Genomic DNA, 16,180 nt, shown 5'->3' with positions numbered 1-16,180 from the left:
TTGCGAAATTTTCCACAGGTAGATCCATGTCCCTGGAACAGAACTACACCGCGATCCTCAGCCAGATCGGCGAGGATGTCTCCCGCGAAGGCCTGCTCGACACGCCCAAGCGGGCAGCGAAGGCCATGAAGTACCTTTGCCGCGGTTATGAGCAAACCCTGGAAGAAGTGACCAACGGCGCGTTGTTCACCTCCGACAACAGCGAAATGGTGCTGGTCCGGGATATCGAGCTGTATTCGATGTGCGAACACCACATGCTGCCGTTCATCGGCAAGGCCCACGTGGCCTACCTGCCCAAGGGCAAGGTGCTGGGCCTGTCGAAGGTGGCGCGGATCGTCGACATGTACGCCCGCCGCCTGCAGATCCAGGAAAACCTCAGCCGCCAGATCGCCGAGGCCGTGCAGCAGGTGACCGGCGCCGCAGGCGTGGCGGTGGTGATCGAGGCCAAGCACATGTGCATGATGATGCGCGGTGTCGAAAAGCAGAACTCGACCATGCTCACCTCGGTGATGCTCGGCGAGTTCCGCGAGAACGCCGCCACACGCAGCGAGTTCCTCAGCCTGATCAAGTGATCGGCCTGTTTTCCGAGCCGACCCTCTGGGGTCGGCTTTTTCATTTCAGGAGTTGCCCATGATCGTCAAAGCCCTGCGGGTCGGCCTCGGCCAGCTTATCGTGTTCGGCGACTGGATCAGCCGTCCGGCCAAGAAGCAGCGCGATGCTGCGGCCCAGGCCCAGGTCGAACAGCAGGCCAAGGGCCTGGCGCTGTACCAGTTCCATGCCTGCCCCTTCTGCGTGAAAACCCGCCGCGCCCTGCACCGCCTCAATGTGCCGGTGGCGCTGCGCGATGCGAAGAACGATGCGCAGCACCGCCAGGCGCTGCTTGAAGGCGGTGGCCGGGTGAAAGTGCCGTGCCTGCGGATCGAGGAACAAGGCGAGGTGACCTGGATGTACGAGTCCAAGGACATCATTGCCTATCTGGACAAACGCTTCGCGGCGGTCTGAGAGATCGCCATCGCGGGGCAAGCCCGCTCCCACGCAAGCCAGAACCCATGGGGCGGGTCTGCGTGGGAGCGGGCTTGCCCCGCGATAAGGCCGGTCAATCCACCATCGGCACATGCCGAGGATGACTGGCCACCCGCGCCAACCAGGCCTGCACCGCCGGGTAAGGCGCCAGGTCGAAGCCCCCCTGATGCGCCACATGGGTATAGGCGTACAACGCCACGTCGGCGATCGAGTACTGCTCGCCGACCAGGTAAGGCGTCATTTCCAGCTGCTTGTTCATCACCTTGAGCGCCTTGTAGCCGCCCTTGTGCAGCCCCCTGTACTCCTCCAGCCGCTCTTGCGGCAGCCCCAGGTAGAACTGGATGAACCGCGCCACGGCGATGTAGGGCTCATGGCTGTACTGTTCGAAGAACTGCCATTGCAGCACCTGGGTGCGCAGCCGCGGCTCGCTGGGCAGGAACTCGCTGCCATCGGCCAGGTAGTTGAGAATCGCGTTGGATTCCCACAGGCAGGTGCCGTCCTCAAGCTTGAGCACTGGCACCTTTCCGTTAGGGTTCATGGCCAGGAACTCGGGGGTTTGCGTCTCACCCTTGAGAATGTCCACCGGGTGCCACTCATACGGGCGGTCGAGCAGGCTCAGCATCAGCTTGACCTTGTAGCAGTTGCCCGACTGGTAATCCCCATACACCTTGTACATCGCCCCTCCCCTTTCACGCAGTTGCGTAGTAATGCCTCATAGTTGGCGACTGTACGGCTAAATGCAATGCCTGCTGTATGGCAAGGATCACGCCATGGCACGGTAGCCTGAAAAAACTGCTTACACCTGCACAAGGAATTCCCTATGACCGATGCCACCTCAGCGCGCCTGCGGCCGCTGGCGGACAGCTCGCCGTCGGCGATCGTCGCCGGCTTTATCGCCATGCTCACCGGCTACACCAGCTCGCTGGTGCTGATGTTCCAGGCCGGCCAGGCGGCCGGTCTTACCAGCGCGCAGATTTCCTCATGGATCTGGGCCCTGTCGATCGGCATGGCAGTGTGCAGCGTCGGCCTGTCGCTGCGCTACCGCACGCCGATCACCGTGGCCTGGTCGACACCCGGCGCGGCGCTGCTGATCACCAGCCTCGGCGGGGTGAGCTACGGTGAAGCGATCGGCGCCTACATCACCTGCGCCGTGCTGGTGCTGATCTGCGGCCTGACCGGCAGCTTCGAACGCCTGGTACGGCGCATTCCCGCCTCCCTGGCCTCGGCCCTGCTGGCCGGCATCCTGTTCAAGATCGGCAGCGAGATCTTCGTTGCCGCCCAGCACCGCACGGTGCTGGTGCTGGGCATGTTCTTCAGCTACCTGCTGGTCAAGCGCCTGTCGCCGCGTTATTGCGTGCTGGCCGCGCTGCTGATCGGCACCGCGCTGTCCGGCGCCCTGGGGCTGCTGGACTTCAGCGGCTTCCAGCTGGAAGTCGCAACCCCGGTGTGGACCACGCCAAGCTTCTCGCTGGCGGCGACCATCAGCATCGGCATCCCGCTGTTCGTGGTGGCCATGACCTCGCAGAACATGCCCGGCGTCGCTGTGCTGCGCGCCGACGGTTACCCGGTGCCGGCTTCGCCGCTGATCTCGGCCACCGGCTTCGCTTCACTGCTGCTGGCGCCGTTCGGCTCCCACGGGATCAACCTGGCGGCGATCAGCGCGGCGATCTGCACCGGGCCGCATGCCCATGAAGACCCGGCCAAGCGCTACACGGCGGCGGTCTGGTGCGGGATCTTCTACGGTATCGCCGGCACCTTCGGCGCCACACTGGCGGCGCTGTTCGGCGCCCTGCCCAAGGAGCTGGTGCTGTCGATCGCGGCGTTGGCGCTGTTCGGTTCGATCATGAACGGCTTGAGCGTGGCCATGGGCGAGGTGCGCGAGCGCGAAGCGGCCCTGATCACCTTCATGGTCACAGCCTCGGGCTTCACCCTGTTCTCGATCGGCTCGGCGTTCTGGGGGATCGTGGCGGGGGTGCTGACCTTGCTCATACTCAGCCCGCGCAAAGGCTGAGACAAGCACAGGCATTCACAAGCGGAAATGCCCCACCATTCCCTTCAGGTCATTGCCCAGTTGCGCCAGCTCTACGCTTGAACGGGCATTGTCCTCCATCGCCAGTGCCGCCTGGTCGGCGCTGCCGCGAATCTGCGTGACGCTGCGGCTGATCTCCTCGGCCACCGAGCTCTGCTGCTCGGCCGCCGCGGCGATCTGCTGGTTCATCTGCTGGATCAGCGACACCGCCGCCGCGATGCTGCCCAGGGCGCTCTCGGTCTGCAGCGTGTCGGCCACCGCCAGGCGCACCAGCTCGGTGCTGCCGCGGATCTGCATCACCGACTGCTGAGCATTGCCGCGCAAGCTGGCAACGAGGCGCTCGATCTCCTCGGTGGATTGCCGGGTACGCCGGGCCAGGGCACGTACCTCGTCAGCCACCACCGCGAACCCCCGCCCCTGCTCCCCGGCACGCGCCGCCTCGATCGCGGCATTGAGCGCCAGCAGATTGGTCTGCTCGGCCACGCTCTTGATCACCTCAAGCACGTCCCCGATGGTATGGATCTCGGCGCTGAGGCTGTCGATGCCACTGCTGGCGGTTTCAGCGGCCTGCGCCAGTTGCTCGATGCGCTGCATGCTCTGACGCACCACCTGCTGCCCTGACCCAACCTTGTCGTCGGCAGCCTGGGCCGCCTGGGCTGCCTGCTCGGCGTTGCGCGCCACATCGTGCACGGTCGCGGTCATCTGCTGCATGGCGGTGGCCACCTGCTCGGTCTCGTCCTTCTGGCTACCGACTTCGCGGTTGGTCTGCTCGGTAACCGCCGACAAGGCCTGGGCACTGCCGGCCAACTGGTCGATACCCTGCTGCAAGCCACTGACGATGCCGGACAAGCCTTCGGCCATCTGCTGCATGGCCTGCAACAGCTGGCCGACCTCGTCGGCACGCGGCGGCTCGGCCTCGATACCCAGTTCGCCTGCGGCAATGCGCCGGGCCCGGCTGATCACCCGCTTGAGCGGCGCGACCACGGCGCGGGTGATCAGCCAGGCCGCCAGCACGCCTACCAGCAGCGCCAGCGCCGTGGCCGCAGTAATGGCGACGGCGTTGCGCGCCAGGTCAGCCTGCATGGCCTGCTCCTGATCGGCATACACCTGGTCGACGCGCGCGGTGACCTGCTCGGCACGCGCCTGCAACTGATCCTTGATACCCCGCTCCTGGCCCAGCAGGTCGGTGTACTCGTTGAGCTTTTCGGAGAAACTGCCGATATGCCCGGCCACTTCGCCCAGCACGCTCTGGTAGCCGGCGTCGGCGACCGAAACCTTGAGCTGGTCGACCAGGGTCGCCGCTTCGACGGTCTGGGCGATGCGGCCCTCGGCGCTGGCTTCACCGCCCTTGCGGCTCTGGTCCAGGCGCAACCGGGCCTCGTCCATGGCCTGCAGCATCAGCCGCGACACCTGCGCCACCTGCCCGGCCTGTTCCAGGAACTCACCACCCTGCTGCCCCTGGGACTGCTTGAGGGTATAGGTGCCATCGTCGGCCAGGCCGGCCTGCAGCACATCGAGGTTGTTGGCCACGCTCGATACCGACCAGCTGGCCATGTCCAGGGCCAGCTCCTTGGCCTGCACCGCCTGGACGAACTGGTCGAAAGCTTGCCCATAGGCATTCAGATCGGCCTCGGTCGAGGCCAGGGCCGGCACGGCCTGGGCCCGCTCCACCAACCCCTGCAACCCCGAGCGCAGGGCATCGGCCTCCTTGATGTCCGAGCGCAGGGCGAAGGCCTGTTCGTGCTGGCGCAGCTTCAACAGGTCGGTATTGAACTGGGCCATCTGCCGCAGCCCATCGAAGCGTTGGCCGACATTGGCCAGGGCGTACACACCGATGGCAGCCACCACCAGGGTGAGCAGCAACACCAGGGCGAAGCCCAGGCCGAGCTTGCGCGCCATGCCCAGATTGGCCAGTACACCGTGCTTGGTCGCAGCCATCACCAATCCCCTCGCCTTGTCGGACTTTACCGACAGCAAGAGTGACAATGGCGCCGACTCCGTCACAAGAGCCAGACGCGCCAATGGTGTCATTTAGCTATGAGCCTGTCGCTTTCAGACCGCCGGAGGTCGCCCCGCATGCCGAAAGAACGCCTCGGCCCGGGAATCCTGCCCATAGGCGACATTGATGCGCAGCCAGTCACTGGCCCGGCCGTGCGGATCGAAGGCGCTGCCCGGGGTGAGCAACACGGCATGCTCCAGCGCCAGCCGCTCCAGCTCGGCAAAGTCGCGCCCGGGCACCCGGGCCCAGACGAACATGCCGCCGACCGGCTCGCAGAACACCTCCCAGTCGCAGGCCTCCAGCTGCCGCAACGTCCTGGCCCGGTGCTGGCCCAGGCGCAACCGCAGACGCTGCACGCTCTTGCGGTAGCTGCCGTTGGCGAGCATCTGCCCGACCACCTGCTCGGCGAAGCGCGAGGTGCCGATGCCCGCGACCATCTTCAGCTCGGCCAGACGCGCCACCAAGGGCGGATCGGCCACCACATAGCCGACCCGCAGCGAACTGCTGAGGGTCTTGGAGAAGCTGCCCAGGTAGATCACCCGTTGCTCGCTGTCGAGGGTAGCCAGCCGCGTCGCCGGTCCGTCCTGGAAGTCGGCATAGAGATCATCCTCGACAATCCGCAAGTCATGCCCGCGGGCCAGCTCCAGCAGGCGATAGGCGACCTTGGGCGTCAGGCTGGTGCCGGTCGGGTTCTGGTACAGGCTGTTGATGAACAGACAGCGCGGTCGGTGTTCGGCGAGCAACTGCTCGAGCACGGCCAGATCTGGACCACTGGCAGTGCGCGGCACCTCAAACATGTGCACACCGTGCAGGCGCAGTAGGTTGTAAAGGTTGTAGTAACCGGGCCGTTCCACCAGCACCGTGTCGCCCGGCACCAGCAAGGTCCGCACCAGCAGGTCGAGGGCATGGCTGGCACCCTGGGTGGTGACGATTCGCTCCGGCTCGGCGGCGATATCCAGCCGCGCCAGCCCCTTGTGCAGTTGCAGGCGCAAGCTCGCCAGGCCCTGGGGCGGGCAGTAGTCGAACAGCGCCTCGGGCGCGCCACGGCTGACCTGGCGGATGGCCTGGGCCAGTTCAGCCTCGGCTCGCCAGGCCACGGGCAGCCAGCCACAGCCGAGCTTGAGCAGTTGCTCATGCCCTTCGCGGAACTGCCGCCAACTGCCGTCGATCGCCTCGCCCCACGGCTCGCCGGGGTCGGGCCGCAGGCCTGGCTTGCGCTCGGCGACGAAAAAGCCTGCGCCATGCCGCGCCTCCAGCCAGCCATTTGCCGCCAGGCGGTCGTAGGCCTCGATCACGCACGACGCGCTGACCGCCTGGGCCTTGGCCAGCGCGCGGATCGACGGCAGGCGAGCTCCGGGACGCAGGCGCTGCTGTTCGATCCAGGCCTGCAGGTGGTCGGTCAGTTGCTGGACCAACGGGGTGGGGAGTTTGCGGTCAAGATTGAAGTGCATGGCAAGTGTTCGGAGATTTCAGACAAACAGTTAAGCACAAAAAGCGGCAGAGTGTGCCTTGGCGAACAGCCGCTCTAGATTGGATGCTGGGCGCTATCGATCTTGCGGATATCCCCATGCCCACTCGCCACACCCCGGCCCTGCTGGCCTTCGCCCTGTGCCTGATCACCCTTGCCGTCAATCTCCAGGCCCCGCTGTACATCACCTACGCCGATCTCTCCGGGCAAGGCGCCGCAGCGACCGCCGTGGCTTTCTCCGGGTACGTGCTCGGCGTATTGCCAGTGCTGCTGGCCCTCGGCGGCCTGGCCGATCGGGTCGGGCGACGACCGTTGATCCTGGTCGCACTCGCCCTGTCGATGATCGCCACCTTGATCATGCTGCTGTCCCCCAGCCTGGCCTCCCTGGGCGTGGCGCGCTTGTTCCTGGGCCTGGGCACCGGCTTGGCCTCGGCCACGGCCACCGCGTACATGAGCGAGCTGATGCGGCCCGGCGAAAGTGACCGCGCCGCGACCTGGGTTACCGCCAGCACCTCCCTGGGCTTTGGCCTTGGCGCGGCGCTGACCAGCCTGTTTTTGCTGCGCGGGCCGACACTCACCCCAGGCAGTTTCCATTTGCAGCTGATACTGGCCGCTGCGGCCCTGGTGCTGGTCTGGCGCCTGCCAGACCCACGCCCGACGCAACGCAGCGCCATGCTGCGCCTGCCGTACTATCCCAGCGGCAGCCTGGCCTATGGCCTGGCGATCCTGCTGGCCTGGGCCTGTGTCGGGCTGGTCATCGCCCTGGTGCCGGGGATCCTGCGCCAGCACGGCCTGAGCACCTGGTCGGGGTTCTCGACCTTCTGCGTGATCAGCTGCGGCCTGCTGTTCCAGCCGCTGGCCCGACGCATGGCCAGTGCCCGGGCGACCTTGCTCGGGCTGCTGATCCTGCCGTGCAGCTACGCGCTGCTGGCCTGGGGCGCCGACAGTGGCAACCTGCCGGGCGTTTTGATGGGCGCGGTGGCCGCCAGCAGCGCCTGCTATGGCTTTATCTACCTGGGCGGGTTGGCGGCGGTGAATCAGTTGGCCGGCCAGGAAAAAACCCGGGCTTGTGCCGGGTTCTTCCTGCTGGCCTACCTGGGGTTCAGCCTGCCGGTGATCTTCACCGGGCTGCTCAGTGACCGGCTGGGGTCGCAGCTGGCCTTGATCATGTTTGGTGGTGTGTTGCTGCTGGGCTGCGCGGCGGTGGCACTGGCCCTGTGGCTGGCCTCGGTCAGATCGCCAGCGCGCCACCGTCGACCGTCAGGCTGTGCCCCGTCGTGAACGCCGCGCCATCGCTGCACAGGTACAGTACCGCGCTGGCGATCTCCTCGACCTTGCCGATGCGCCCGACCGGGTGCATCGCCGCGGCAAACTCGGCCTTGCGCGGATCGGCCTCGTAGGCGCGACGGAACATGTCGGTGTCGATCACCGCCGGGCACACCGCATTTACCCTGATACCCTTCTTCGCATACTCGATGGCCGCTGACTTGGTCAGGCCGATCACCGCATGTTTGGATGCCGCATAGATGCTCATCTTCGGCGCCGCCGAGAGGCCGGCCACCGAGGCGGTGTTGACGATAGCGCCGCCGCCCTGTGCCAGCAGCAGGGGCAGCTGGTACTTCATGCACAGCCAGACGCCCTTGACGTTGACACCCATGATCGCGTCGAACTCCGCCTCGCTGCCCTCGGCCAATCGCCCCTTCTCGATTTCGATGCCGGCATTGTTGAAGGCGTAGTCCAGACGCCCGTATGCCTCGACTACCCGCTCGTGCAATTGCCGCACATCTTCGTCCCGGGTAACGTCGCAGACAACGAACAACGCTTCGCCACCACTCTGGCGAATCAGCGCCACGGTGCCTTCGCCTCCGTTCGCATCACGATCGGCCACCACCACCTTGAGCCCCTCGGCGGCGAATGCCTGGGCCGTCGCCCGGCCGATGCCCGCCGCGCCACCGGTGACCAGGGCAACCTGGCCGGAGAAAGTCATGCTCATCACTGGCTCCTGCAAAAGATGGGAAGTCGTGGCTGAGTCTAGTCAGAGCACCGCTGAGCTGGGCAGCATCATCAAGGGTACGGTTGGACTACTATCGTTCGCAGTGATCTTGCGTGACGCGGCCCATTCAACCCGCCGATCATCCCCCCCTCACACTCGTTCGTTCAGGAGAACTCGCCATGCCCCACACCAACCGCCGTTTCCTGCTGACCAAGCGCCCGGTCGGCGCCGTGCGCCGTGACGACTTCACCTATGAGCAGGCCCCTGCCGCCGAGCCGGGCGAAGGCCAGGTGCTGGTGAAGAACCTTTACCTGTCCCTGGACCCTGCCATGCGCGGCTGGATGAACGAAGGCAAGTCGTACATCCCCCCGGTGGGCCTTGGCCAGGTGATGCGCGCACTCGGCGTGGGCGAAGTGGTCAGTTCCAAGCACCCGGACTACAAGCCCGGCGACCATGTCAGCGGCGCCCTCGGCGTGCAGGACTACTTCACCGGTGAACCTCAGGGCCTGCACAAGATCGACCCGCGCCTGGCCCCCCTGCCGCGCTACCTGTCCGCCCTGGGCATGACCGGCATGACCGCCTACTTCGCCCTGCTCGATGTCGGCCAGCCCAAGGCCGGCGACACCGTGGTGATTTCCGGCGCCGCCGGCGCGGTCGGCAGCATTGCCGGACAGATCGCCAAGCTCAAGGGTTGCCGCGTGGTCGGCATCGCCGGCGGCGCACAGAAATGCCAATACCTGCTGGATGAACTGGGCTTCGACGGGGTCATCGACTACAAGGCCGAAGACGTGCTCGCCGGGCTCAAGCGCGAATGCCCCAAAGGCGTGGATGTGTACTTCGATAACGTCGGCGGCGATATCCTCGATGCCGTGCTGTCGCGCCTGAACTTCAAGGCCCGGGTGGTGATCTGCGGCGCCATCAGCCAGTACAACAACAAGGAAGCGGTCAAGGGCCCGGCCAACTACCTGGCGCTGCTGGTCAACCGCGCGCGCATGGAAGGCTTCGTGGTGATGGACTACGTCAAGGAATACGGCAAGGCCGCGCAGGAAATGGCCGGCTGGCTGGCCAGCGGCAAGGTCAAGAGCAAGGAGGATGTGGTTGAGGGGTTGGAAACCTTCCCCGAGACGCTGCTCAAGCTGTTCAGCGGGGAGAATTTCGGCAAGTTGGTGCTGAAGGTCTGATCATTGCGGGCTGCGCTCAGGCGCAGCCAGGTTTGTGGGAGCGGGGGGGGGGCCCGCGCGCGGGCGGGGCGTGGGAGGGCCGCAGGCCGGCCCCCCCCCCCCCCCCCCCCCCCACCCCCCACCCCCCCCCCCCCCCCCCCCCCCCCCCCGCTCCCACGATCCCTGATTTAACCGCGAATCTCAGCCACCACAGCAGCCAACGCCTTGGCCGGATCCGCTGCCTGGCTGATCGGACGCCCGATCACCAGGTAATCGGAACCGGCGTCCAGAGCCTGGCGCGGGGTCAGGATCCGGCGCTGGTCATCCTGGGCACTACCCGCCGGGCGAATACCCGGGGTCACCAGCTGCAGCGACGGGTGCGCCGCCTTCAGTGCCGGCGCTTCCAGCGCCGAGCACACCAGACCGTCCATGCCGGCCTTCTGCGCCAGCGCCGCCAGGCGCAGCACCTGCTCCTGCGGGTCGACATCCAGGCCGATACCGGCCAGATCCTCACGCTCCATGCTGGTCAGCACGGTCACGCCGATCAGCAGCGGCTGCGGACCGCTGCGCTTGGCAAGCTCTTCGCGGCACGCCGACATCATGCGCAGGCCACCGGAGCAGTGCACGTTGACCATCCACACGCCCATCTCGGCCGCAGCCTTGACCGCCATGGCGGTGGTGTTGGGGATATCGTGGAACTTAAGGTCGAGGAACACTTCGAAGCCCTTGCTGCACAGGGTCTCGACGATGCCCGCAGCGCTGCTGGTGAACAGTTCCTTGCCCACCTTGACCCGGCACAGGGCGGGGTCGAGCTGGTCGGCCAGCTTCAGGGCGGCGTCACGGGTGGGGAAGTCCAGGGCGACGATCAGGGGCGTCTGGCAGGCGGGCATGGGCAGGGTCTCTTGGCAAGTCGTAAACGGCGCGCATTGTAAACGAAGTGGGGCGGGGTTTGGGGGCCGCGGGTCATGAGAATTGGCCTGGGTGGGGGTGGCTCCTATAATGGAACCAACGGCTGCGGCAATGGCTCGAATGCCATGTAAGCGGTGCCCTATACGCTTTCAGGAGAATCTCGATGCCTTGGTATGCCTGGTTGATACTGCTTGTTGCGCTTGGGTCGATTGTCGGCGGATTGATGCTGCTCCGCGATACGGCGAAGAAGTTGCCGTTGACCGAGGAGCAGTTGAAGAAGGTGCATGAGCGCAATGCCGAGGCGGATGCGAAGGATGCGCAGGATCGCTGATGCGCGGCAGAAAGCCGACCGATACTCATCGGTCGGCTGACCGAGGTTAGTTCACCCTCAGCTTTTCACGGTTGCGCTCGAGCAGCGCATTGCCGATTCCCTTGATTTCCAGCAACTCATCCACCGATTGGAATGGGCCGTGCGCCTCTCGATAGGCCACGATTGCCTCTGCCTTGGCCTTGCCGATGCCATTGAGTTCGTTCTGCAGGGTCAACGCATCGGCCTGGTTGAGATCAACCGTCCCCATTTGCGCCGATGACGTGGCAGCTTGCAGTTCGACCTGTTCGACAACGGGTACCGGTGCCGCTGCAGGCGCAGCGGAAACAGAGAATGACAGGCAGGTGAAGACCGGCAGCAACAGATAGGTCAGTACATAGTTTCGCATGTTGAGACTCCTTGGTCGTGGATTCCAGAGGCAGCGTTCCTTGGCTGCCCCTAAACCCTAGACGCTAAGGCCGCACATTCAACAGGCGAACACTCGGAAGAGTATTACCAGATCATTCCGCCGACAAGAACTTAACTTTGCAAAATGTAGATGACTTATAACAAGCACCCAATAGAGCGCATTGAAAATCCAGAGACATCCGCAATGCAAAGCACCTGATGCGCGGCCCCTGTGGCGATGAGATTTTATATCACGCCGGTCGCAGGAAAGCTTTTGAATCTCTAATCCGCTGAATAAAGGTGCGCCCAGCTGCTACCCCGTATCGCTCAATAGTTTTTGTCGCCACGTAGCACAGGACGAAAAGCAACACAATCTGCTGCAACTTATAGGGGATGGCAGTAAACCCGATCTTGACGACCAAAATCTCCAGATAACCCCACGACCAAAGATGGAATAGATAAATCGCGTAGGTCATCTCGGACAACGTCTTGATAATCGCATTACTAACGATTCGTTCTCTCAATGCCCACCCCGACAAGAAGAGCAAGGTTGCCATCACTATATAATTGCTTTCCTTGAGCGCTGGTTTCAGTAGCACCGTTTGCTCAATGGAAACCACTGCAATCAAAAAAATCAAGGAAAAGCAGAGATAGCGATTCGCCAGATTTTTTTCGACAAGATAGACCATTACACCCACAAACAAAAACGGTCCAAAAATGTTGAGGTAGCCATCAGTCCAGGCACCAGCGTGTGGGAACGCGCCACCAAAGAATAGTATCAGGGTCATGACCGCAAGAACCAATGGCAGGAGTTTGGGCCGCTCAATGAGGCCCACTGCTTTCAGAACAGCCATGAACCCATAGAACAGAATTTCTATCCTCAGTGTCCATTCCACGCCACCCAGTGCATTAGGCGTATTGAAAAAATCCCCGACCAGTAGAAGCCTAGAGGTCAACTCAAGCAAAGAAGGTAAAGGCACGCTCATAACCGTATGCGTGACTACAACCTCTGACAGAATTGCAACGACGTAAAGTGGGTAAATTCTAAAAATCCGACGAATGACGAATTCGCCTGTACGTTCATGTTGCAGGACATGGGTAATGATATACCCCGACGTCATGAAGAACACAACGACACCGGCCGCCCCAGCGAAACAGATGTCATATATCAGCTGCGCGACCTGGCGAACAGTGAGATGCAGGGAGGTATCCATTGCAATCTCAGCCAGATGCTTGTTGAACAGGTGACCTATGAGTACGCTTAGAAAGGCAAACACCCTCATGAAGTCGAGAAAGTCGATCCTGCTTTTATCTCTCAACATAACTACCCGCCAGTGACCGAGGAAAAATGGGCTAGATTCTACATCAGACAGAAGCAAAAGCAAGCATCAGGATTGCTGGAGCCATCTGTATTTTTCACACCTGTTACCGCTACCACGCTTGAGGCTGTCGGACCTCATCGACAATCGGAGGCCGTTGACTGCAAGTAAGCGCTGCCCTTGCCTTTATTGCGTTATTGCACCCACTCAAAAAAAGTTCTATTACTGTCATCAAGCCGTAGCTCTATTTTTAAACAACCTTGAAAAACAAACCCGCAACAGTATGCGCCCCCCATCACACCGCCATTCCCCAGCGCCTCCGACGCCACAGTGAAATCATCTTCATTCTAGCGGGAGTTTCATAATACTTGAAAAGGAAAATACTGAGCACCAAAGAGACTACAAAATAGACGACTGCAAAGCCTGCATCCGTCAAAACAGCATGATCACTATTAAGCCTCAGCCTGAGTTCCTGACCAACAATAATTACCAACTGATGCACGAGATAAAATGCAAAACTCGCCTCCCCCAACAGAACCAACAAGCGTGAGCTTATCGCTTGCGCAAGAACTCCCTGCTGGTGCGCAAAGGAAAAAACAAGGTAAGCCATAGGCAAAAGATAATAGATATCAAATCTATAGGACTGTGGAATGAATTTACCAAGGGAGAAGAAAGCCACAAGTACGAGCAATGACGACGCCTGACAGAATGACGCCTGCCCGCTCGTGTACACCGGCCCCCCCACATAGAGCCTAAACAGCAAAATCCCCACCAGGAAATCAGCAAGGCGCAGCGGAGGAAAGATATAAAACAAGAAATGCTCCAACGCTTCGCCGCCCCACAAAGCCAAGGCACATTTCAACAAAACAATAGAGACAACGACACCTACCAGCGCGCGGGTACCGAATGAAATTAAAAAAGGAAACAATATATAGAAAAAAAGCTCTACTGACAGACTCCACGAAGGGGCATTAAACGAGAAGTACACCGATGCCTTGGCGCTCAGGGCTTGAAAAAGACTGATATTTAACAGTAACGACGATACATATTTCCAAACACTGGATGGCCCGCCGCCAACTGCCGCCAATACAGCAATGGACGCCAGCAAAGTCAGTAGATGTAGCGGGTAGATCCGCGCCGCCCTCGAAAACAGATACTCGCCGTAACCAAATACCTTGCCATGATTGGCGTAAGCAAGAATAAACCCCGAAAGCACAAAAAAAAAGGTGACCCCAATGTATCCTTCATACATATAGTCACCATAAAAATCGGACACCACTACGGAATCGCTTTGCCTTAAAAAATTCAGATGACTAACAAAAACCAAAAGCGCGCCAAAGAAACGCAACGATGTCAGGGCAGAAAGTTTAGAGCCCATAAAAATTTACCTTACCATTGCCTGACCGAGAGATGCAGGGCTAATATCGACCCACAGCGCGAGCTTAATAAAACGCAGTAACTTATAAGCACAGCACACAGTCGATCTTACTCAGAACCGGACGAACAGGTGTATCCCGCACATTGATTGCGGGGCACACCCTGATCGACATGCATACATCTATTAAATCACGGATCCATTCGCCTCTGAAGATAGATCCAATCTACAATTTCACTGTCCGGAGAATAGCCGCTGACCATTTCCCGAAGCAACTGGCGAACAGAAACATAATCATCCATCTGCACCGCACTCTGCAGTCGAACCAACTGTTCCTTGAGTGCTGACCACTCGAGGAAGTCCTCATCGGCGCTCATGATCATCGGGTGCTGAGTGGAGACGACGTTGTCGCCGATCAGCAGCTCTTCATAGAGTTTCTCTCCTGGCCGCAATCCGGTGAACTCAACGGCGATGTCACCATTCGGATTACGCTCCGACCGAACGCTAAGGCCAGAAAGGTGAATCATCTTCTCTGCCAGTTCCACGATCTTCACCGGTTTTCCCATGTCCAGCACGAACACATCCCCTCCCAACCCCATGGAACCAGCCTGGATGACAAGCTGCGCGGCCTCGGGAATGGTCATGAAGTAACGGGTAATCTTGGGGTGCGTGACGGTCAGTGGACCACCAGACTTGATCTGCTTGTGGAAAAGCGGAATGACTGAACCCGAGGATCCCAGCACGTTGCCGAACCGGACCATGGTGAACCTAGTCCGGTTGACATGAGGAAGATTACTGCTGCGGCCAAACAGGACAGGGGCAGACTCACGGCTCAACGCCTGCAGGATCATCTCTGCCAAACGCTTGGTACTGCCCATGACGTTGGTAGGACGAACCGCTTTGTCGGTGGAAATCAGCACAAAATTCGATACGCCGGCCTGCAACGCAGCCTGTGCGGTGTTGAGCGTTCCAAAAATGTTATTGAGAACCCCTTCGGCGATATTGTGCTCGACCATAGGTACATGCTTATACGCGGCAGCATGGTAGACCGTGTCGATATGCCAAGTACGCATGACGTCGAATAGTTGATCAGGATTGCGAATGGATCCCAGAATCGGTAATACCCTGACAGGCAAAGACTCGCGGGAAACCCGCTGCTCGAGCTCGCTCAGAATGCTATAGAGATTAAACTCACTGTGTTCAAACAGCAGCAGATTCTTCGGACGAAGACTCAATATCTGACGACAGAGTTCGGACCCGATCGAGCCCCCGGCCCCGGTGACCAGCACAGATTGGCCGACAACACAGCGCTCCAGCAACTCGCTCTGTGCCGGCACTGGATCACGCCCAAGCAAATCGGCGATGTCGACTTCCTGGATATCATCTACTTTGACCTGACCACGGGCCAGGTCCATGAAGCCAGGCACACTACGCACATGCAAGGGGAAGCCTTCGAGGAAGCTCAGTATTTCACGCCGGCGCGCACGGGTTGCCGAAGGAATGGCGAGCAGGATTTCCTCAGCGCCGGTCAACTCCAGCATTCTTTGAATATGCTTGGGTTTGTAGACCTGCAGCCCGGCGATCACCCGATCACTGATGCTCAGATCATCGTCAATGAAAGCCACCGGACGCATCAGCCGGCCCATGCGCAAGGCCGCGACCAACTGGTTGCCGGCAGCTCCAGCCCCATAAACCGCGACTTTCGGCAATCCATCATCACGGTTTGTGAAAGGGACATGCTTGGCCGCTGCAAACCAGTCGCCCAAAAAGTATTGGCGCATCAACAGACGCAGTCCACCAAGAAACACCAAGCTCAACCACCAGTAGTTGAAGATGATCGAGCGTGGCACCACCGCCTGATGGTTGCTGTACCAATAGACCACCAGTGCAAGGATCAACGACGAAAGGCTAACGGCCTTGGCGATGGCGATCAGCGCATCGTTACCGAAATATCGCATGACTGCACGGTACATGCCGAAGCGTATGAACAGTGGGATCGCCACAATCGGGGCGGCGATAAAGAGCCACAGGTGCTCCTTGATCGGATTGGATAGCTCTTCGACCCCCAGGCGAACAAGAAATGCCAGCCACAAGCTGCCCCAGACCAACACAACGTCAGTTGCAACCTGCAACAGCCTTTTGTATCGCCGAGGCAACCCTAGCAATGCGGACCGAAAACTATCCATAACC

15 protein-coding genes and 1 pseudogene are annotated in these 16,180 nt (G+C 61.1%); 6 read left to right on the top strand and 10 right to left on the bottom strand.

Features of this window, described 5'->3' with window-relative positions:
* The first annotated feature begins 26 nt into the window (after window positions 1-26).
* Together folE and ACVWY1_RS17385 are read left to right on the top strand one after the other, a co-directional pair.
* Window positions 27-572 carry a GTP cyclohydrolase I FolE gene (gene folE, locus ACVWY1_RS17390; RefSeq protein ID WP_023631546.1) on the top strand — a complete coding sequence of 182 codons (546 nt, stop codon included), beginning with the start codon at window positions 27-29 and terminating at the stop codon, window positions 570-572.
* 58 nt (window positions 573-630) lie between these two features.
* Window positions 631-1,002: a glutathione S-transferase N-terminal domain-containing protein gene (locus tag ACVWY1_RS17385; RefSeq protein WP_102684190.1), complete on the top strand. Its 372-nt coding sequence runs from the start codon at window positions 631-633 to the stop codon at window positions 1,000-1,002.
* A 94-nt stretch (window positions 1,003-1,096) separates the two neighbouring features.
* Here ACVWY1_RS17385 and ACVWY1_RS17380 read toward each other — a convergent pair whose 3' ends face one another.
* Entirely contained in the window at window positions 1,097-1,699 is a 603-nt protein-coding gene (locus tag ACVWY1_RS17380; protein ID WP_139672769.1) for a glutathione S-transferase family protein, read from the bottom strand.
* Window positions 1,700-1,843: 144 nt separating this feature from the next.
* On the opposite strand from ACVWY1_RS17380, the gene ACVWY1_RS17375 reads away from it, so the two are divergent.
* Entirely contained in the window at window positions 1,844-3,034 is a 1,191-nt protein-coding gene (locus tag ACVWY1_RS17375; RefSeq protein ID WP_457378555.1) for a benzoate/H(+) symporter BenE family transporter, read from the top strand.
* A 15-nt stretch (window positions 3,035-3,049) separates the two neighbouring features.
* Here the strand turns inward: ACVWY1_RS17375 and ACVWY1_RS17370 are convergent, their stop codons facing one another.
* The 3 genes and pseudogenes from ACVWY1_RS17370 to ACVWY1_RS17360 all read right to left on the bottom strand — a co-directional run bounded on the left by ACVWY1_RS17370 (window position 3,050) and on the right by ACVWY1_RS17360 (window position 6,502).
* Window positions 3,050-3,913 carry a methyl-accepting chemotaxis protein gene (locus ACVWY1_RS17370; protein WP_371041576.1) on the bottom strand — a complete coding sequence of 288 codons (864 nt, stop codon included), beginning with the start codon at window positions 3,911-3,913 and terminating at the stop codon, window positions 3,050-3,052.
* Window positions 3,908-4,135 (bottom strand): annotated as a pseudogene (locus ACVWY1_RS17365) (HAMP domain-containing protein); the annotation flags it as partial. The pseudogene ACVWY1_RS17365 and the gene ACVWY1_RS17370, both read right to left, overlap by 6 nt.
* A gap of 969 nt (window positions 4,136-5,104) precedes the next feature.
* Window positions 5,105-6,502 (bottom strand): aminotransferase-like domain-containing protein, encoded by a 1,398-nt coding sequence (locus ACVWY1_RS17360; RefSeq protein ID WP_457378554.1) that lies wholly within the window; start codon window positions 6,500-6,502, stop codon window positions 5,105-5,107.
* A 116-nt stretch (window positions 6,503-6,618) separates the two neighbouring features.
* Between ACVWY1_RS17360 and ACVWY1_RS17355 the strand changes: the two genes are divergently transcribed.
* On the top strand, window positions 6,619-7,800 hold the full coding sequence (locus tag ACVWY1_RS17355) for an MFS transporter (protein ID WP_457378553.1): 1,182 nt from the start codon (window positions 6,619-6,621) through the stop codon (window positions 7,798-7,800).
* Here the strand turns inward: ACVWY1_RS17355 and ACVWY1_RS17350 are convergent.
* On the bottom strand, window positions 7,751-8,512 hold the full coding sequence (locus ACVWY1_RS17350) for an SDR family oxidoreductase (RefSeq protein ID WP_457378552.1): 762 nt from the start codon (window positions 8,510-8,512) through the stop codon (window positions 7,751-7,753). The genes ACVWY1_RS17355 and ACVWY1_RS17350 overlap by 50 nt on opposite strands.
* 179 nt (window positions 8,513-8,691) lie before the next feature.
* Between ACVWY1_RS17350 and ACVWY1_RS17345 the strand changes: the two genes are divergently transcribed.
* Window positions 8,692-9,693: an NADP-dependent oxidoreductase gene (locus ACVWY1_RS17345; protein ID WP_139672784.1), complete on the top strand. Its 1,002-nt coding sequence runs from the start codon at window positions 8,692-8,694 to the stop codon at window positions 9,691-9,693.
* Window positions 9,694-9,860: 167 nt separating this feature from the next.
* Here ACVWY1_RS17345 and pyrF read toward each other — a convergent pair whose 3' ends face one another.
* Window positions 9,861-10,562 carry an orotidine-5'-phosphate decarboxylase gene (gene pyrF, locus ACVWY1_RS17340; RefSeq protein ID WP_277503197.1) on the bottom strand — a complete coding sequence of 234 codons (702 nt, stop codon included), beginning with the start codon at window positions 10,560-10,562 and terminating at the stop codon, window positions 9,861-9,863.
* 182 nt (window positions 10,563-10,744) lie between these two features.
* On the opposite strand from pyrF, the gene ACVWY1_RS17335 reads away from it, so the two are divergent.
* A complete protein-coding gene (locus ACVWY1_RS17335) occupies window positions 10,745-10,912 on the top strand; it encodes a DUF2897 family protein (protein ID WP_082120463.1) in 168 nt (55 codons plus the stop codon).
* A gap of 46 nt (window positions 10,913-10,958) precedes the next feature.
* On the opposite strand, the gene ACVWY1_RS17330 is transcribed toward ACVWY1_RS17335, so the two are convergent.
* The 4 genes from ACVWY1_RS17330 to ACVWY1_RS17315 form a co-directional block, all read right to left on the bottom strand.
* Window positions 10,959-11,297 carry a ComEA family DNA-binding protein gene (locus ACVWY1_RS17330; protein ID WP_277503196.1) on the bottom strand — a complete coding sequence of 113 codons (339 nt, stop codon included), beginning with the start codon at window positions 11,295-11,297 and terminating at the stop codon, window positions 10,959-10,961.
* A 250-nt stretch (window positions 11,298-11,547) separates the two neighbouring features.
* Window positions 11,548-12,618, bottom strand: coding sequence for an acyltransferase family protein (locus ACVWY1_RS17325; protein ID WP_277503195.1), 1,071 nt, complete (start codon window positions 12,616-12,618; stop codon window positions 11,548-11,550).
* Window positions 12,619-12,910: 292 nt separating this feature from the next.
* Window positions 12,911-13,993: an acyltransferase family protein gene (locus ACVWY1_RS17320; protein ID WP_277503194.1), complete on the bottom strand. Its 1,083-nt coding sequence runs from the start codon at window positions 13,991-13,993 to the stop codon at window positions 12,911-12,913.
* A gap of 188 nt (window positions 13,994-14,181) precedes the next feature.
* Entirely contained in the window at window positions 14,182-16,176 is a 1,995-nt protein-coding gene (locus tag ACVWY1_RS17315; protein WP_102684357.1) for a polysaccharide biosynthesis protein, read from the bottom strand.
* Window positions 16,177-16,180: the final 4 nt, after the last annotated feature.

This window comes from Pseudomonas sp. TE6288 (genome assembly GCF_054062095.1).
Note: the sequence above shows the minus strand (reverse complement) of the source record. Positions and strands in the feature narration are given on the sequence as shown.